Genomic DNA, 18,944 nt, shown 5'->3' on the forward strand with positions numbered 1-18,944 from the left:
GGCGAACCGGGCAACGCGTCAATACGCCACGCACACCCAGCGCTGCTGATGATGGCTTTTCACTATCGCATCAATGATATACATCACGTTTGCGCCGTCGTAGAAGGTTGCAAACGGCGGGTTTTCCGGCATCGCGCCCGCCTGCACGGCGTGGTAGAACTGCGCCATCATGTTTTTGAAGGCGTCCGGCCAGCCTTCGATATGCCCGCCGGGGAAGTGGGCGCTGTCGGCCACGTCAGGGTTCATCAGGCCCGGATCGTCGGTGAGCGTCTGGTTAGCCTGGGCGCGATGGCCGACCCACAGCCGCTGCGGGATCTCCTGATCCCACGCCACCGATCGCTCGCTGCCGTTGATCTCAAACGTCAGGCGATTTTTGCGCCCCGCGCTCACCTGCGAGACGCTAAGGCTGCCCTTGCTGCCGTCGTCGAAGCGGAACAGCACCGAACCGAAGTCTTCGGTGGTGACCGGCTTGTCTTCATACTGCGCGTGCACATCGTGGGTAAAGGTCTGATTGCCCGACACGCTGGCTTTGCGCGTCGGCCAGACGATGGCGAGATCGGCCATCACCTCGGTGATGCGTCGCCCGGTGACGAACTGCACCGTGTCGCACCAGTGGGAGCCGATGTCCGCCACCGCGCGCGATGCGCCGCCGAGCGCGGCATCCACCCGCCAGTTGTAGTCGGTTTCCAGCAGCATCCAGTCCTGCAGATAGCTGCCGTGCGAGGCGAACAGCCGTCCGATATCGCCCGCGCGCATCATGCTCGCCGCCTGGCGCACCATTGCAAACTGGCGATAGACAAAGCTCACGCCGTGCACCACGCCCGCCTGCTCCGCCAGCGCCACCAGCTCGCGCGCCTCGTCCGGGGTCATGCACAGCGGCTTTTCGGAAAACACGTGCTTGCCCGCCCGCAGGATCTGGCGGTTAATCTCCGCGTGCAGGTGGTTCGGCGTGCAGTTGTGCACCACGTGCAGATCGGGGTGCGCGAGCAGTTCCTCAACGCTGCCGTAGGCATGCGGCACATTCAAGGCTCGCGCCTTTTCCTGCGCCTGCACAGGCGTGCCGTCGCACAGGGCAACCACCTGCACAAACCCGAGGCGCCTGAGCGCCTCGATATGCGCCGGGCCGATAAACCCGCTGCCGATAATCCCGACGTTAATCATGCTTGCCTCCTGCCGCGAAGTCGTCAAACGCGCGCCCGGAGACCGGGATGATATGGCGGCGGATAAACTCGCTGCCTTCCCTCGCGCCGGTTTCGCCGTCCTTCAGGCAGCACTCCCACTCCAGCACCGCCCAGCCGTCATAGTCGTACTGGGTCAGCTTGCTGAAAATGCCCTTAAAGTCGATCTGCCCGTCACCGAGCGAGCGGAAGCGTCCGGCGCGGTTGATCCAAGGCTGGTAGCCGCCGTAGACGCCGCTGCGCCCGCTGGGGCGGAACTCGGCATCCTTCACGTGAAACGCCTTGATGCGCGAGTGGTAGATGTCGATAAAGGTCAGGTAGTCCATCTGCTGCAGCAGCATGTGGCTTGGGTCAAAAAGGATGTTACAGCGCGGATGGTTATCTACCCGCGCCAGAAAACGCTCGAAGGTCACGCCGTCGTGCAGATCTTCCCCCGGATGCAGCTCAAAGCAAACGTCCACGCCCTGCTCGTCGAACGCATCCAGAATCGGCCGCCAGCGGGCTGCCAGCTCCCCGAATGCATCCTGAAAACGCTGCTCGTTATGCGGCGGCCACGGATAGAAAAACGGCCATGCCAGCGAGCCGGAGAACGTTGCGTGCGCTTTCAGGCCTAACCTGGCCGAGGCAACCGCCGCCTGCTTCAGCTTCTCCGTCGCCCACGCCCGTCGCGCCGCATCGTTGCCGCGCACGGCGGCGGGCGCGAAGTGGTCAAACGCGTCGCTGTAGACCGGGTTTACCGCCACAAGCTGCCCCTCCAGATGAGTCGACAGCTCGCTGATGACCAGCCCGTGCGCGGCCAGCTTGCCGGTAATGTCATCGCAGTAGATCTGGCTCTCAGCCGCTTTTTCGACATCAAAAATGTGCGGATGGTTGCAGGGGATCTGCACCGCTTTATAGCCCTTCCCGGCTGCCCACCCGGCCAGCCCGTCGAGCGAGTTGAACGGCGCTTCCCCGCCAATAAACTGCGACAGAAAAATGCCGGGTCCTTTCATCGTCCTCATACCACCTCCTGAACGTTACGCCTTGTCATCGTCATACTTGAACGTGAGAAGGAAAATCAGCGCGATCGCCGCGGCTGCCACCGCCGGGATCCACCAGAATGTCACCCACGCCTGCGGCACGGTTTGCCCCGCCACCAGACGGTTATAGAGCGCGCCGGAAATCTGCGAGCCGAGCAGCATGCCGATGCCGTAGGTGAACATCACGATCATGCTCTGCGCCTGGCCTTTCACCTTCTCGCCAGCCACGCGGTCGGTATAGATAAAGCCCACCACAAAGAAGAAGTCATAGCACACGCCGTGCAGCAGGATGCCGATATAGAGCAGGAAGCGCCCCTCCTCGCTCACGCCCAGCGCGAACATGGCGTAACGCACAAACCACGCCAGCATGCCAATCAGCAGCATGACTTTCACGCCCAGGCGGCGGAACAGCAGCGGGATCACCAGCATGAAGAAGATCTCGGACATCTGCCCGAAGGACATGGCGGTGCTGACGTCGGCAATCCCGGCATCCGCCAGGTATGAGGCGGTATAGGCGTAGTAGGTGCCCAACGGGACGGAGATCAGCATCGCGCAGACGGAGAAGACGAAGAAGTGGCGGGTTTTGAGCAGCGCAAAGGCATCCGCGCAGAAGAGGTCGCGCACCTTAACCGGCAGGCCTTTCGCCGGGGCTGGCGTGTGCGGCAGCGTCAGGCTGTAAAGCGCCAGCAGCACGGAACTGGCCGCCGCCACCTGGAAGATGGTCACGCTGGACGCCACGCCGGTCACGCCGATGAAAATGCCCGCGACGATCCAGCCGATGGTGCCGAACACGCGCACCACCGGGAAGGTTTTATCCACGTTCGCCAGGCTGTGAAACGCGATGTTGTTGGTCAACGCCAGCGTCGGCATGTAGCAGAGCGTGTAGCCAAACAGCAGGCCGATCAGCAGTGCGCCGTTCTCGGCAATCAGCGCCCCCGGCACGAACCAGAGGATGGCCGCGCCCGCGAGATGCATCACTGCCATCACCTTCTGCGAGGCGAAGAAGCGGTCCACCAGCATCCCGAGCACGAACGGCGAGAGAATAGACGCAATTGGCCCGGCGGAGAAGGCATCGCCAATCAGCAGCGACATGTTGTGCTGGGTCATCACCAGGCCGAGCGTGACCGACCAGCTACCCCAGATAAAAAACTGCAGAAACATCATCAGCGACAGTCGCGGCACCAGCAGCCGGTGCTGCGCTATCGCCTTTCCACTACTTTCAGTTGTTGACACCATGATGAGCCTCACCCAGAAAAAGTAATCGATTACAAAACAGTTCAAATAAAAAGTAATCGATTACAAAATAAAGATCCTGTGGATCGAAACGGAATTGGGAGGGAGGTCACGATAAAGGTTGGGTTGGAGGTGATTTGGGATGTTGTAGGCCCGGTAAGCGAAGCGCCACCGGGCGTGAAGGCAGGTGCGGTCTGGTTTGGTGCGGTCTGGTGCCCTCACCCCGGCCCTCTCCCACAGGGAGAGGGAGAAAACCGCGCTACTTTTTGCGCGAGAGCTTAAATGCAATAAACAGGAACACCACCCACACCGGCAGCAGCATCGCTGACAGGCGCATCTCATCCATGGTGCACATCAGCACCAGAATCAGCCCCAGGAACGCGATGCAGATATAGTTCCCCGCCGGGTAGAGCAGCGCTTTAAACTGCGTCTCGCGTCCCTTGCGGCGCATCGCCGCGCGGAAGCGCAGGTGCGCCAGGCAGATCATGATCCAGTTCAGCAGCAGCGTCGCGACCACCAGCGCCATCAGCAGGCCAAAGGCCTGTTTCGGCAACAGGTAGTTGATCAGCACCACCAGAGAGGTAATCGCGCCGGAAAGGAACAGCGAGTTGACCGGCACGCCGCGACGGCTGACGCGGGTGAGGAACTTCGGCGCGTTACCCTGCACCGAGAGGCCAAACAGCATGCGGCTGTTGGAGTAAACCCCGCTGTTATAGACCGACAGCGACGCCACGAGAATGACGAAGTTCAGCGCCGAGGCTACCACGTTGCTGTTCAGATCGTGGAAAATCATCACGAACGGACTGCTGTCGGACTTCACTTCCACCCACGGATAGAGCGCCAGCAACACCACCAGCGAACCGATATAGAACAGGAGAATACGGTACACCACCTGGTTGACCGCTTTCGGAATGCTTTTTTGCGGGTCGCGCGCTTCAGCCGCGGTGATACCAATCAGCTCCAGCCCGCCGAAGGAGAACATGATCACCGCCAGCGAGAGGATCAGCCCTTTCCAGCCGGTTGCCAGGAAGCCGCCGTGCTGCCACAGGTTGTCGATTGTGGCCCGCTCGCCGCCGTGACCGGAGAACAGCAGCCACAGGCCAAAGCCGATCATGCCGATAATCGCCAGCACCTTGATCAGCGCAAACCAGAACTCGGTTTCACCATACAGGCGCACGTTGACGAGGTTAACGGCGTTGATAATGATGAAGAAGGCTGCTGCCCAGATCCACGTCGGCACGTCCGGCAGCCAGTACTGCATGTAGATGCCCGCGGCGGTCAGCTCAGCCATCCCGACCAGCACGAACATGACCCAGTAGTTCCAGCCGGACAGGAAGCCTGCAAACGGGCCCCAGTATTTATAAGCAAAGTGCGCGAAGGAGCCTGAAACCGGCTCTTCAACGACCATCTCGCCAAGCTGGCGCATGATCAGGAAGGCGATAATCCCGGCGATAGCGTAACCCAGCAGAACCGCAGGGCCAGCCATCTGAATGGCGGGGCCGATGCCGAGAAACAGCCCGGTACCGATCGCGCCGCCAAGGGCAATTAACTGAATATGTCGATTTTGCAAACCACGTTGCAGCGTCGGATTCTGATCCGACGAAGCTTCAGCGCTACCATGGCCTGAAGCGGATGACGCGTCTTTCACGCCCTACCCCTGTCTCTTTTTTAGAAGGGGCACGTTTTAACACTTCATGCTGGAGGTAGCAAGTTTAACGCCGGGCTACTGCATGCACCCGGCAGATAAAGGTCACGACCCGATGATCCCACCGTCCGCTTTGACGATCACCACCGTTGACGATCGCGGACGCCCGTTCGGGCTGGCGTCTGGCCAGTTGGAGACGGCGCGCGGATTGGCCGGATCGGTAATATCATCCCCACCCTCACCCGGATGCTGAATGTTAATGAACAGCGTTCGGTTGTCCGGCGTAAACGCAATGCCGGTGATTTCACACCCGCGCGGTCCGGTCAGGAAACGGCGGTATTCATTGGTTCCAGGAATGGTGGCGACCATCTGGTTATTGCCCATCCCCTCGTACGCTTTCTTATTGATGGTGCTGGAAGAGACGTCGGTTTGGATCCACAGGACGCCCTGATGATCGAACGACAGGCCATCCGGGCTGCCAAATTCCGCGCCCTGCATGGAGCCTTTGGCCTTCGGATCGTCGCCGTCGGTGCGCCCGGCCATGACCAGAATATCCCATTTAAAGCGTGCGGCGGCAGGATCGGCCCCGTCTTCGTGCCAGTGCATAATATGACCAAACACGTTGTTGGCGCGCGGGTTGGCGGCATCGACCGGCGCCTTGCCCTCCTTGCCGCGATCGCTGTTGTTGGTAAGCGTACAGTAGACGCTGCCGCTGGCGTGCGGATCGACGGCTATCCACTCGGGGCGATCCATTTTCGTCGCCCCCACAACATCAGCCGCCAGGCGGGTTTTAATCAGCAGATCGCCCTGGCTTTCAAATCCGTTGCTTTTATCCAGGCCGTTTTGCCCGAAGATCAGCGGCAGCCAGTCGCCGCTCCCCTCCTCGTTGAACCTGGCGACGTACAGCGTGCCGGACGTCAGCAGCTGCATATTGGCTTCACGGTTCGCAGGATCGTATTTGTTGTCCGAGACAAATTTGTAGATGTACTCAAACTTCTGATCGTCACCCATATACACCACCACGCGCTTATCGGCGGCGAGCGTGACGGCCGCCCCCTCATGCTTGAAGCGGCCAAGCGCGGTGTGTTTGCGTGGCGTGGAGGTCGGGTCGTAGGGATCAATCTCCACGACCCAGCCAAAACGGTTAGGTTCGTTAGGGGTTTTATCGACGCTGAACCGGTCATCCACTTCGTTCCAGCGGTAGGACTCGTCGCTGTCGCTGATGCCGTAGCGTTTTTCCAGCGGGTTAAGATCGGTTTTTTTGACAAAAATATCCGACCAGTTCTCCTCGCAGGTGAGATAGGTGCCCCACGGCGTATGGCCGTTAGCGCAGTTTTGCATGGTACCCAGCACACGTTCCCCCTGCGGGTCGGCGGCAGTTTTCACTAAGAGCTGATGCCGCGCCGGGCCGGTAAGCTGCATCGGCGTATTGACGGTTATACGGCGGGCGAGAGAGGACGGGCGAACCACCTGCCACTCACTGCCCGTTTTTTTCACTTCCACCACCGACACGCCCATCGCGTTCTGCCCCTTGCGGACTTTGTCGAGGTTCCAGTTCGCGGTGCCGTCCGTAAACAGCATTCCGTTGTCGATGTATTCATGGTTCAGCGCCAGCAGCCCATGCTCCGGGTTTTGCGCTCCCTGAGGCAGGCTAAACCACGCCATCCCGTCGTGGTGCATGCCCGCCTGAACCGCCTGCTCGTCCGTGGTGTTGCTGGCGTCCGGCTTAAAGGCTGGCATGTTGTTTTTAATTCCCGTCGGGTCACCCCAGCGATAAAACGGGCGAGCAATATAGCCTTCCGGCACCCTTACCGTATCTTCCGTGGAAACGGGGATGCTGCTAAACCCAAGCGACACCGCTTTCGCCAGCGTGGAAGGCTTCGATACCGCCGCAATAGCGCTTTCGGGTTTGATCAGAAAGGGGAATGAAACGGCAGCCCCCGCGACGGCGCCCATCTGCAAAAAACGGCGGCGGGAAAGGAACACCTCGGCAACCTCGGAGAAAACCGGGTTGGCGCTGCGGTTAGCGATATCGTCGCGATGTTCTTTTTTGAAAACGGATTTGAGGGGTCTGCCCATAGCGGCTTCCTGTCATTGGCCAATTGGTAAGAATGTGGCGACCAGTGTAAGAAGCTTTTGTTACAATTTTATAACACGATAACGGAAGGATGGGGCATCCATGCCCCGGATAACGAGGTGGAACGCTTAGAACTCGTAGCCAACCGAGACCTTAAAGGTCCGCGGTTCGCCCTGAGTGATGTAGGTGCCGGAATCGTCTACGCTGGCCCAGTAGTTCTCGTTGGTCACGTTGTCGATGCCCGCGCGCACGGTCATCTGGTTTGCATTGTGGTTCACCGCGAAGCGATAGCGCATGCCCAGATCCAGCGTGGTGTAGCTGTCCAGCTTTTTGGTGTTTGCCAGGTCAGCGTACTGCGTGCCGGAGTGGTTCACGCGAGCGGTCGCTGTCAAACCGTCAACGGGCTTGATGTCGTATTCCGCGCCCAGCACGGCGTAGAAATTCGGAATACCGATCGCATCGTTACCCTGATTGACGCCGTTTTTGGTTTTGGTCAGCTCGGCCTGCAGCCAGGTGGCGCTGGCGTTCAGACGCATTCCCAGCATCGGCTCGCCGAAGACGTTCAGCTCAACGCCACGGTTACGCTGCTCGGCATCCAGGCCGTAGTGGCCGCTGTCGTCGAGGATTGCCGACGGCATTTTGATTTCGAACAGCGCAAGCGATCCGCCCACACGGCCGAAGTCCGCCTTCACGCCCACTTCGTTCTGCTTAGAGTGAACGATACCGGTGCTCTGGCCGTAGTTGGTGGCGGTGTTAGGTGCAGTTTTGCCCGGCTGCAGCGCTTCGGTGTGGTTGGCGTAGAGGGAAATTTCCTCCCACGGCTTGTAGACCACGCCGTAGGTGGGCATCCAGCGGCTGCCGTCGAAACCGTCCGCCGCGTTTTCCGCCCCGGTGATTTTGTTGTAGCCGCGAATGACCACCTTCTGATGGCGCGCCCCGGCGGTGAACAGCAGCTTGTCGTCCAGTACGCCCAGCGTATCGCTCAGCAGCCAGCCCTGGGTGCGGGTGCGCCCGCTGGTCAGCGGATCGCTGTATTTTCCGCCTAAGCCGTTGAAGTTGGTGCTGTCCGGCATATCGACGCCGGTGTTGTGATAGATGTTGGTGGTCGGGTTATCCGCCGCCGCCGACATTTTCCACGCGATTTTTTCGTTTTTGGTCATCGCTGAATACCCGACGTTGACCTTGTGCGAGACAAAACCGGTGTCAAAGTTACCGCGAATGCCCGCCATCCCGCTGACGGAATCGCTGATGCGGTTGGTGTCGAGGCGGCTGACCGTAGCCTTGCCGCTCTTGTCCACCAGCTTCGGCGCGCTGTAGATGCCTTCCTCGTGCGCGTGCTGCGCGCCCAGACCGGTATAGGCGGTCCAGCCATCGGTGATGTCGTACTCGCTGCGCCACATCCCGAATTCGTTTTCGATATTGCTGTAGGCCCACTTCTGCGAGAAATTGCGGTCATTTTTCGGCGGCTCAGGGACGAAATCCACCCCTGAAATATTGACGCTGGTAGGGCTGCCGTGGAAGGTTTTCTTCTGATAGCCCAAGTCAAACGAGGTGCGGAAGCGGTCGCCTTTGTAGTCCAGGCCGGTGGAAAGCAGCGTGGTGCGGCGGCGGTCATTCGGCACGCCGGTTTCCCCTTCCCGATGAACGAGGTTCACGCGTGCGCCAAACTGGTCGTTATCACCAAAGCGACGGCCCGCGTCCAGCGTGGTGCCAATCTGGGAATCCGAGGTGTAGTCGACGCCCACTTTTGCCTGCGGCGTCTCGCCTGCATGTTTCGGCTCAAGGTTGATCATCCCGCCCACGCCGGAGCTTGCCGCACCGTTCATCAGCGAATTGGCTCCTTTGAAGATCTCAATGCGGTCGACCATCTGGGCATCCACCACCTGACGCGGCAGCACGCCTGACAGGCCGCCAAAGGTCATGTCATCGCCGTCGAACTTCAGGCCACGAATACGGAACGTTTCAGCGCTGTTGCCGTAACCCTGAACAAATTGCACGCCCGCGTCGTTGGCGACCACGTCAGCAATGGTTTTTGCCTGCTGATCTTCCACCAGCTTTGAGGTGTAGCTGATGATGTTGAACGGCACGTCCATGGCGTTCTGCTGACCGAGCATCCCCATGCGTCCGCCATTTGCCACCTGCCCGTCGAGGAAGGCGGGCACCAGCTGGTCACCGCCAGGGGTGAAATCACTCTCCGCAGCAGCCTGGACGACGAGGGTGTCCTCTTTTTTCTCATCCGCCGCCAGAGCGGAATGGGTCACTGCGCCAATGGCAAGCGCCAGCAGCGTTTTATGCATTGTGGTGTTGTTCATAATTAACTCGTTTAAATGTGCGCGCAAAAATGACCCGTGGTCGGGCCTTAGAATGGTGTAAATGCAATGCAAATGAGAACTATACGCATTATCTATGCGTTATCAAGTGTAACCGCGCAATTCTGGTCGCGAAAAGAGGTTAATCAGAATGGAGGGATGATGACGAGGAGCAGGACGAGAACAGCCACCCCGCATCAGGGATGGCTGCAATAACATTATTTTTTCTTGTAGATATCGGCGGTGCCGTGAATTTTGTTGTTGGTATTACCGGACGTCAGTACCAGCACATCAGCGCCTTGTTTGTCTGCTTTCTCAATCAGCTCTTTCTTCGCATCATCAATCGATACTTCATTTGAAGTATTAACAGTACCGATTTTTTCATACTGTGATTCTACTTTCTCAAATTCATTTTTCGTCAGCAGTTCTGCAGCAAAGGCATTAGTGGTAAACAGAAACGCGGTTCCCAACAAAATAGCAGTCGTTTTTTTCATAACCTTTTTTCCTTGAGATTAATCAGCAACTACGAAAAGCCTCACACACGATGATGAGGTGTATTGAGCATGGTAGAGAATCTCAGGAAATTCCACACGTACAGGAAAATTCTTCTATAACAACCCATTGCATGAAATAACTAACGAATATTAAGAATATTCAAAAACGCGTGCGACGCCCGCAATATCAATGCGCACCGCCGTACCGGGGTTCCACCCAGCCTGACTGACCGTTTTCAGAACAACAGGCTCCTGTCGCCCGGCTAAGGCAAGGGTGAGCGTGGACAAATGGCCCGTGAAATCGACCTCAATAATCGAGACCGGGCTTTCATGCGGGGCGCATGCCGTTACGCGCAGCTGTTCCGGGCGCATCATCACTCTGCCCTCTCCTGTCGCACGGCCATTGTCCGTGGGCACTTCACCCAGCGCGCACATCGCGTACCCGCTGGAGAGCTGGGCAGGCAGGATCACCGCATCGCCAAGAAACAGCGCGGTCTCTTCATCAACGGGCCGGGAGTAGACCTCGTAAGGCGTACCCACCTGACTGAAGCGCCCGCCGCGCATCACTGCAACCTGGGTGGCAAAGGACAAGGCTTCGTTTTGGTCGTGCGTCACCAGAATGGAGGCCACACCTGCTTCCGCCAGCAGGTCGGCGGTCGCTTTGCGCGTCATGGCGCGCAGCCCGGTATCCAGCGCAGAAAAGGGTTCGTCGAGCAGCATGACTGACGGACGCTGGGCCAGCGCGCGGGCCAGCGCAACGCGCTGCTGCTGTCCGCCGGAAATCTCATGCGGCCAGTGCGTTGCCAGCTGCCTGTCCAGAGAGACTTTCTCCATCAGCGCGTCCACCCGCTGACGTTTTTCATCCCGCGTGCCGTCCAGCCCCCAGGCGATGTTGTCAGCCACATTAAGGTGCGGGAACAGCGCCCCTTCCTGCGGGACAAAACCGATCCCACGCAGATGGGCGGGCACAAAATTGTGTTCATCAAACAGCGTGCGTCCCTGCATGACAATGCGCCCGCTGTCCGGCGTTTCGAATCCGGCAAGAATACGCAGCAGCGTGGTTTTTCCCGACCCTGACGGCCCGACAATCGCCGTTCGGCTCCCCGGTGCAACGCTCAGATTCACATTATCAAGCACCCGCGCATCGGAAAACGATTTCGAAATGGACGTTAATTCAAGCATGTCATAGCCCTGCAATTTTTTTAGACTGCATATAAAGAATGGCGGTTAGCGGCAGTGAGATAAGGATCATTAGCATGGCGTAAGGGGCCGCAGCCACATAATCGATCTCGCTGGTGAGAGCCCAGAAGCCGGTGGAGAGCGTACGCGTTCCCAATGGCGACAGCAGCAGCGTTGCGGTCAGTTCATTGCTGACGCCGAGGAAAACCAGCGCCGCGCCCGCCGCCGCGCCCGGTGCGGCGAGCCGCAGGGTGACGCGCCATAACGCTTCAGCGGGCGTGCTGCCAAGGCTGCGCGCCACGTTTTCCAGCTCAACCGGCGCCTGCGCAATGCCAGCCCGGAGGTTAACGAGCGCGCGGGGCATAAACAGCAGCAGGTAGGCGAGGAACAGCGTCACTTCCGTCTGATAAATCGGACGGGCATAGTGGATAGTCACCGTGACCAGCGCCAGCGCGGTCACAATACCCGGCAGCGAGCTGGTGATATAAATGCACCCTTCCAGCATACGGAAAATACGGTGTGGATAACGGATCCCGAGCCACGCGATGGGGATCACGCACGCCGTCGTCAGCAGCGCTCCGCCCACGCCGAGCATCAGCGTCTGGCGCAGCGAGTGCCAGAGATCGGCGCTCATCCAGTTTTCCACGCCGCCCAGCCAGATCCAGCGACACAACACGATTAAGGGTACGCCCAGCGCCAGCAGCACCAGCGTCAGAAAAAGCAGCTGTCCCAGCCACGCCATAGCAGGCTCAAGCGGCCAGCGCTTCTGCTCGCGCGCGGCGCCTGCACCAATCCGCGCATAGCGTGTTTTTCCGCGCGTGACGCCTTCAAGCATCAGGATAGCCAGACAGCATAAGGCCAGTACGCCCGCCAGCATGTTCGCGGCCGGGCCGCTGAACGTAGACTGGAACTGGTCATAAATGGCCGTGGTGAAGGTGTCGAAGCGGATCATGACGTACAGGCCATACTCCGCCAGCAGGTGCAGCGCCACCAGCAGCGCGCCGCCGCAGATCGCCAGTTTAAGCTGAGGCAGCACCACGCGGAAAAAGACCCGCCAGGGAGGCGATCCGAGCGAAGCGGCGACATCTTCAAGCGTGGGATCGAGACGGCGCAGCACCGCCGCAACCGGCATGTAGATAAACGGATAGTAGGCCAGAACGGAGAGGAACACCCCCGCAGAGAGGCCGTGCATGCCCGGTACCACGCTTACCCAGGCATAGCTTTGCACAAACGCGGGGATCGCCAGCGGGGCCACCGCCAGCGCCGACCATACGCCTCGTCCCGCAAGCATTGTGCGCTCCGTCAGCCAGGCTATCGCCACGCCCAACACAATGCACAGCGGAACCGCTAACGCCATCAGCCACAGCGTGTTGCTGAGCAGCTCAGCCACCCGCGGGCGGAACACCAGCGTCTTAATCGTTTCCCAGCCGGTCTCAATGCCGATGGCAATGATAAAGCCCAAAGGCAGAAGCGCCAGTAATGAAAACAAGACAGCTAACGCAACCATCGGCAGCGCGGGACGCCTGCGAACAGGCTTCCGCACGCGGTTTTTACCGATGTCGAGACTCAAACCAGACATAAGACATTCACTTTGCGTTCAGGATCACAGCAGGCCAGCTTGCGTCATCAGCTCGATAACTTTTTTACTGTTGAGCGTGGAAGGTTCCACTTTTGGCGCATCCAGATCCTTCAGCGGAACCAGTTTCGGGTTGGACGCGGCATTCACGCCGACGGCATATTCAAAGGCGTTGTTGGTACGCAGGCTTTCCTGACCTTCTTTGCCGGTGATGTATTTGATGAAGGCCTGCGCCTGCGCTTTATGCTTGCTGGATGCCAGCACGCCACCGCCAGAGAGGCTGACAAATGCGCCCGGATCCTGGTGTTTGAAATAGTAGAGCTGGGTATTTTTGCTGTTTTCACCCGTTTTGGACTGATCGACAAAACGGTAGTAGTGATAGATCACGCCGCCATCAATCTGGCCCGCGTTGACCGCTTTCATCACGGTACTGTTACCTTTGTAAGCAACGAAATTGGTTTTCATCGCCTTGAGCCAGTCCAGCGTGGCCTGCTCGCCCTTCAGCGCCAGCATTGCGCTAACGATCGCCTGGAAATCCGCGCCTGACGGAGACGCGGCCCAGCGCCCTTTCCACTCAGGTTTCGCCAGATCCATCAGCGATGCTGGCAGCTGTGTCTCATTTAATTTTTGCGGGTTATAGACAAACACGGTGCTACGCGCGGCGATGCCTATCCAGCGACCGTGCGCTGGACGAAATTCCGCGGGTACCTGCTTTAACGTATCGGCATCTAAAGGCGCAAATAATTTAGCGTTATCAACCAATACCATGGACGGCGAGTTTTCCGTCAGAAATACGTCCGCAGGCGATGCGCTGCCTTCCTGAACCAGCTGGTTGCCCAGCTCGCTGTCACCGCCGTTTCGCAGAGTAACTTTAATTCCCGTTTCTTTCGTAAAGCCATCAACCCATGACTGCACCAGGTTTTCATGCTGTGCGTTATACACAACGATACCCTGATTATTATCAGCAGCAACTGATTGTGTAGAAAGGAAAAGTGATGAAGACAACAAGGCAAGCGAGAAGCATGACAGCAGGCGAGAATTCATGAACATATCCTTAATAGACCGACGAGATTCACCCATGAAGGGGTTGTGCGACAGGATTAAAGCATACAAAAACGCTAATGATAATTAGTATCAATCCAGTTTAGTCGTAAAAGTGGAAAATATCTTCACGCCGGGATTTAAGGTGATAAAAATCTAATTTAGAAAGCGAGCCGGATATAAGATTAAGAAAACCTTAAGACGGGAAATAACAGGTTTTAATTAGCTTTCTATTTATTATTCCGTTAATTAAAGGAACGCATCAGGGATAAGAAACAATAGGTACAGGGCTCAGGAAAGAGCAGAGGGTTGAGCGTGAAAACAGACGAAAATGAACATGCTGGAAAGACAGTAATGCGGAATGGTACGCCCTGTAGGATTCGAACCTACGACCTACGGCTTAGAAGGCCGTTGCTCTATCCAACTGAGCTAAGGGCGCACAGAGAAGAGTGAACTTCGCGGTGGTGAAACGCGTGGAATTATACGGTCAATGGCAGGTGAGTCAATGCCTTTTCCCCGATCTGTATCGATAACGGCTAGCTGATTGTAAATACGGCTGTTTTTTCAACATTTTCACTACATCCCACGTAGAATTTACCGCTGCGAAAAGGCTTAGCTGCTTTTAAGTAACGCCTGCTGTTTTCCTGTAGGCCACCTCGTCACACTGGTGCAAGGTATCCCGGCCGCCTGGAGGCTGACAGACAACAGGACAATGGAGTGACAGCGCAAAACCTGACCTATACGCCTCCCCGGCTAAAGCACATTTCTCATGATATCACCGGCATCAAACTTGAGCCCATCGTTGCCCTCGCCTCTTCACACAGGATCGGCGTTGAGGTGCTCAGCGTTCTGTCACCCACGCTGCAAAGTGAAGATTTTTTCCGCGAACAATCGGCAGAACAGTCGCTTATGCTGCTGGAAGTGCAGCTCCGTGTGCTAAAAAACGCGCTCGCCTGTCACAATATTTTCATCAATCTGCCGATAACCGTACTCATGGTGCCAGAACTTTTTCAGCGTCTGCTGCAACTGCGAAGCCCACCGCTGAATATTGAGATTGTCGACCCTGTCGACTTTTTCACACTCTCCGATACACAGCGGCAGGTGGTGGCCCAGCGCCTGAAGCAGCTGACCATAAAGGGTCACCGCATCTGGCTGGATGACGTTGACGATAGCGTTGTCCAGCCCTTCTTATCCTGGCCGCTGCCACTCAGCGGCATAAAGATCGATAAAGAAACCTTCTGGCGTATGCGCGCCACCCCTGCGCTGGGGGAACTGGTTTCCCGCTGTTTTCGGCTTGCCGGGAAGGTGCTTATCGAAGGTATTGAGACTGAACGGGATCGTTCCTGCGCACGCCAGGCAGGGGCACAACTCGGCCAGGGGTATTACTGGCCATCCTGGACATGGCCGGAGGATTAAACAGCCATCTCCAGGAGGGAGGCCATGGGAATGACAGTGCGCCGTTACCGTCGGCGTCGTACAGGAAGTGACGCACTGGGATTTACACGCTCGCCTTTTGCTCCCCCCTTCTTTGACCGACTCGAATTTTTGAGCCAGTCCACCAACCTGACCCATAAAACTGACGCCCCGTTTATCATTCTGGTCACGGAAGATCATTACCTGCGCACCGGAATGCTGAACGGGAATTTCCCGCTAAGCTGTTGCTCTGACTATCCGGTGCTGGAAGATGCCTTAAGCGCGTTGAATCAGTGGCCATCCGCGCGTCTGGTGGTCGATATCGACAGCCGCGCCACGGCTCTGATCGACAAACTGGATCAGCTAAGACGATATAGCCTCTACCCGCCTTTTCTTACCCCCCATCTGCTTGTCAGGGCAGATGATTACGATACCCGCCTGTTCTGCAAAGCAGCGGGGCCCTTTCATGTGCTTGAACGTCAGTTGCCCGCTGCGGCACTGCAGCAGTACCTGCTGGAAACAAAGCCGCCGCAAGGCTCGGTGAAAGAGTGGTTCACGCGCAGTGAATGGCCCATTTTACAAGAGCTGTCTCGTGGCAAAACGCTGCGTCAGATTGCTCTGATACAAAACCACCCCTATAGCCGCATTATCTATCGTCTCGGCTGCATTTTGACCAAGCTGGGGTTAAACCACCGCCAGGAATTACTGCACCTTCTTAATAATCTCTCAGACTGCACGTTTTGACTTAGGCATTAACCCGTTCATTCCTAAAGACCTTTAAGAAATAACTTACCGATAATGTTAATTTTTTGTTTTAATTTAACATTTTCATCGAATTTGCAACTATTCCTAAATTATCCTCTTGAACCACGTGAAATATCACTGAAAATGCCTATCTCAGCACTTTCCACCATCCGTTAAGCGATGAGGGAGTCCGTTAAAAAGATGATAATGATGTAAAAACAAGCGACTGATCTGTACGGGTCAGGTGCGGTAAGCGCAGGTTACAGCATATCCTGCTGTTCAATTTTAGGTTTATCTTGCGGGCCACTCCTGGCTTTCAGATGAAGATGCCACGCCCGATCCCGCCTATTTTTTGCGCTTGCCGTGCACGCGCCGCACCACTTTCACCACCTCGCTTTGTTAACAAACAATTAACATAAAGTGATATATGTCATTTTTTGTTATTACATAAAGATGAAAAAATGTGGTAAATGGAATAGCAGGACATTTGCGCTAAATTTAAAATAATAGCGATTCAGATCCAGAAGATAATACAAAGCAATGGACCAGGATTAATTTACAGGGTTTTCGGAGAAAACTTACACGGTATAATAAGATGCGTTGCAAATATGAATAAGAAAAACCTTTTTGCCACACCAGCCAAATGAGATAACCGCGCTGAGGCATTAATTTACTCGCTACGTTAACAAGGATGCTTTCGCTCTTTCCAGGGAATTACTACCGTATAAGGATCACCATCTATATCCTTCCGGCATTTCGAGAGTTTGAACAAAACTCCGCATAACGCTTTTAACAATCTGAGGCATTAAAAATGAAACCGGCATCCGTTATCATTATGGACGAACACCCTATTGTCAGAATGTCGATAGAAGTCCTGCTACAGAAAAATAAAAATATCATCGTCAAACTCAAGTCTGGCGATAGCCATGAAGTGCTTGATTGTATTCGCAATCACCCCATCGATCTGGTTATCCTGGACATCGAACTGACGGGAACCGATGGGTTTTCATTACTCAAGAGAATCAGAAACCTAAACAAAGACATCAAGGTTCTGTTCCTCTCGTCAAAATCAGAGTCGTTTTACGCAGGACGCGCCATTCGCGCAGGGGCCAATGGCTTTGTCAGTAAGCGAAAAGATTTGGGTGAGATCTACAACGCGGTGGAAATGATACTGATGGGCTATTCATTTTTCCCCTCAGAAACACTGAATTTTATAAATCATCTGGGCTCCGGGAAAGGTATCACGCCGGATATGCCATTATCGAATCGCGAAGTCACGGTGTTACGCTATCTGGCGAATGGATTATCCAATAAGGAGATTGCCGAGCAGTTGCTATTAAGCAACAAAACCATTAGCGCGCACAAATCCAATATTTATTCCAAGCTCGGCGTACAGAGCATTGTGGAATTAATAGATTACGCGAAAGCACACGAACTGCTATAAACTGAATTCACTCCCCGCAACTTAAGTGAGTTGCAGGGAGTGCGGTCAGTGCTAATTATAATTGATCATAAACGTGGCATCCGCATCAGCCCGTCCCGGCTGAGGGTTATCCGCTGTGGCAATATAATTGGCATAGAACGACAGTACCGCATTACCTTCTGCATCGACCGTCACCGGCTGGCTGGCCTGCTGAAGATCCAGCCGTGTTTTATCCGCATCGCGGATCTCCACGGCAACCTGACCCGCCGTACTGCCATCATTGAGCGCCAGCAAACCGCTGTCGCTGCCGTCTGCTTTTCCCGAAAACGTAATGGAGGCTGCGCCAGGAGGACAGCCGGTCAGCTTCAGCGTAAACGGCATGGGCTGCGTGCGGCTCCCCGTGGTTCTTAGCTGTTTCGTCGGCCAGGTGCCGAGCGTGACGACCTTATCGCTGTCATTGCCTTCGGCCACGCAGGTGAAATCGACGATGTTGCCGGACATCTCAATATTGATTTCCCCCAGCGCCGTGGCCGCCTGAGCGCCAGCGTGAAGCATCATCAGTACTCCCGCAGCAATGTACCTGCTCCAGTGTCCCATTGCTCCTCCTTAATCGTAATCCACGCGAAGATAGCCGCGCGAGGTGAAACGGCCCTCGGCAGGCTTGTTGCCCGTCACGCTCACAGGCCAGACCCGAATGCCGACCTGTGCCTGAGCGCTGTCATCCAGGCGGAACGGAATTTTGCTGGTGAGCGTGTTAGGCGTCAGCGGCGTGCCGCTTTCGTTAGCGACAACAAACCCCAGATCGGGATTATTAGAAACCAGCGCATTACCGGACACTTTCTCCGCTTCGATACGCATCGTCAGATACGCATTGGCTTCAACGTTTGTGCATTTAATGGCAATGGTTTTGCTTTGAGGCGTCACCTTCTGCGGTCGATTTCCGGCACCGGCCTGGCTAAACAACGACGCACCAATATCGCCAAAATCAAACTCCACGACCTGGCCTGCGTTGATCGCACAGCTTTGCGGCACCTGAATCGTTCCGCTGTAGCTGATGGTATAGACCGGCGTATTAAGCGGATCGGCGGTTGTCGTCGTGACATAGACCCTGAACATGGTCTGCTGCGGGATCACCACCATATTGATAAAGCGCCGCGTTACCCTCAGACGGAAAACCAGCTTGGAATCGGTTACCGGAAAAGCCTTGTTATTCGGTACGTTGGGGTGCTGCCCCATCTGAATATAATTCGCGGGAGGGTAGAACGTGCCCGCAAAGTCATCGTGGATCTGCATGGCGCCGTCGAGGTACTCATTCAGCTTCACATATTTATAGCTGTCGATCACCGTGGTAATGGGCAAGTCGGTGACATAGCTGCGCATGGTGGATTTACCGGTTGTCCCGCGGGGACAAATGGCATTCACCCCCACCAGTCCAGATTTTTGCGCCAGGGTGACAATCTCCCCCGGCCTGTTGTTAGCGCTGTTAAACACGTTGGAGAGATCGTAGGAAATATCCTTCGCCACGCCGGTGGAGTTCTGGCACACCGTGGCCCATGCGGGCAGTGCGCTGCACAGCACTGCCGCGCCAACTATGCTACGGATAATGGTCATGA

Annotated in this window: 15 protein-coding genes and 1 tRNA gene; 3 read left to right on the forward strand and 13 right to left on the reverse strand. The window is 56.3% G+C overall.

All coding sequences use genetic code 11. The annotated features are described in order from the left end of the window. Positions 1-18 precede the first annotated feature (18 nt). From AC2T6E_RS07635 to AC2T6E_RS07685, 11 genes are all read right to left on the reverse strand, one after another. Positions 19-1,161: a Gfo/Idh/MocA family protein gene (locus AC2T6E_RS07635; RefSeq protein WP_486691124.1), complete on the reverse strand. Its 1,143-nt coding sequence runs from the start codon at positions 1,159-1,161 to the stop codon at positions 19-21. After that, positions 1,154-2,179, reverse strand: coding sequence for a sugar phosphate isomerase/epimerase family protein (locus tag AC2T6E_RS07640; protein ID WP_256459989.1), 1,026 nt, complete (start codon positions 2,177-2,179; stop codon positions 1,154-1,156). Before AC2T6E_RS07640 ends, AC2T6E_RS07635 begins: the two co-directional genes overlap by 8 nt. A gap of 15 nt (positions 2,180-2,194) precedes the next feature. Next, positions 2,195-3,433 (reverse strand): MFS transporter, encoded by a 1,239-nt coding sequence (locus tag AC2T6E_RS07645; RefSeq protein WP_120159066.1) that lies wholly within the window; start codon positions 3,431-3,433, stop codon positions 2,195-2,197. A gap of 256 nt (positions 3,434-3,689) precedes the next feature. Further along, the gene (pheP, locus tag AC2T6E_RS07650; RefSeq protein WP_089599394.1) at positions 3,690-5,078 is read right to left on the reverse strand and encodes a phenylalanine transporter; all 1,389 of its coding nucleotides are present in this window, start codon (positions 5,076-5,078) and stop codon (positions 3,690-3,692) included. 102 nt (positions 5,079-5,180) lie between these two features. Further along, complete coding sequence (locus AC2T6E_RS07655; protein WP_486691127.1) at positions 5,181-7,154, reverse strand: PhoX family protein; 1,974 nt, start codon at positions 7,152-7,154, stop codon at positions 5,181-5,183. A 126-nt stretch (positions 7,155-7,280) separates the two neighbouring features. Next, positions 7,281-9,464, reverse strand: a complete 2,184-nt coding sequence (locus AC2T6E_RS07660) for a TonB-dependent receptor (protein ID WP_486691129.1) — start codon at positions 9,462-9,464, stop codon at positions 7,281-7,283. A 215-nt stretch (positions 9,465-9,679) separates the two neighbouring features. Beyond that, positions 9,680-9,955 carry a DUF1471 family periplasmic protein YahO gene (gene yahO, locus AC2T6E_RS07665; protein WP_010428286.1) on the reverse strand — a complete coding sequence of 92 codons (276 nt, stop codon included), beginning with the start codon at positions 9,953-9,955 and terminating at the stop codon, positions 9,680-9,682. A gap of 150 nt (positions 9,956-10,105) precedes the next feature. Then, positions 10,106-11,137 carry an ABC transporter ATP-binding protein gene (locus AC2T6E_RS07670; protein WP_486691132.1) on the reverse strand — a complete coding sequence of 344 codons (1,032 nt, stop codon included), beginning with the start codon at positions 11,135-11,137 and terminating at the stop codon, positions 10,106-10,108. Between the two features lies 1 nt (position 11,138). Next, positions 11,139-12,713, reverse strand: a complete 1,575-nt coding sequence (locus tag AC2T6E_RS07675; RefSeq protein ID WP_182403167.1) for an ABC transporter permease — start codon at positions 12,711-12,713, stop codon at positions 11,139-11,141. 24 nt (positions 12,714-12,737) lie between these two features. Next, entirely contained in the window at positions 12,738-13,754 is a 1,017-nt protein-coding gene (locus AC2T6E_RS07680; RefSeq protein ID WP_108415756.1) for an iron ABC transporter substrate-binding protein, read from the reverse strand. A gap of 359 nt (positions 13,755-14,113) precedes the next feature. Beyond that, positions 14,114-14,190: transfer RNA gene (locus AC2T6E_RS07685), tRNA-Arg, on the reverse strand. A 278-nt stretch (positions 14,191-14,468) separates the two neighbouring features. Between AC2T6E_RS07685 and AC2T6E_RS07690 the strand changes: the two genes are divergently transcribed. The 3 genes from AC2T6E_RS07690 to fimZ all read left to right on the forward strand — a co-directional run bounded on the left by AC2T6E_RS07690 (position 14,469) and on the right by fimZ (position 17,352). Beyond that, positions 14,469-15,167, forward strand: a complete 699-nt coding sequence (locus tag AC2T6E_RS07690; protein WP_211446120.1) for an EAL domain-containing protein — start codon at positions 14,469-14,471, stop codon at positions 15,165-15,167. A 24-nt stretch (positions 15,168-15,191) separates the two neighbouring features. Then, positions 15,192-15,908, forward strand: coding sequence for a helix-turn-helix transcriptional regulator (locus AC2T6E_RS07695; protein ID WP_109081090.1), 717 nt, complete (start codon positions 15,192-15,194; stop codon positions 15,906-15,908). An 811-nt stretch (positions 15,909-16,719) separates the two neighbouring features. Next, the gene (gene fimZ, locus AC2T6E_RS07700) at positions 16,720-17,352 is read left to right on the forward strand and encodes a fimbria biosynthesis transcriptional regulator FimZ (RefSeq protein WP_010428271.1); all 633 of its coding nucleotides are present in this window, start codon (positions 16,720-16,722) and stop codon (positions 17,350-17,352) included. A gap of 51 nt (positions 17,353-17,403) precedes the next feature. On the opposite strand, the gene sfmF is transcribed toward fimZ, so the two are convergent. Further along, positions 17,404-17,928, reverse strand: coding sequence for a fimbria assembly protein (gene sfmF / locus AC2T6E_RS07705; RefSeq protein WP_010428269.1), 525 nt, complete (start codon positions 17,926-17,928; stop codon positions 17,404-17,406). A gap of 9 nt (positions 17,929-17,937) precedes the next feature. Continuing rightward, entirely contained in the window at positions 17,938-18,942 is a 1,005-nt protein-coding gene (gene fimH, locus AC2T6E_RS07710) for a type 1 fimbria D-mannose specific adhesin FimH (RefSeq protein ID WP_108415753.1), read from the reverse strand. Positions 18,943-18,944: the final 2 nt, after the last annotated feature.

Source organism: Enterobacter sp. B79-1 (genome assembly GCF_057444735.1).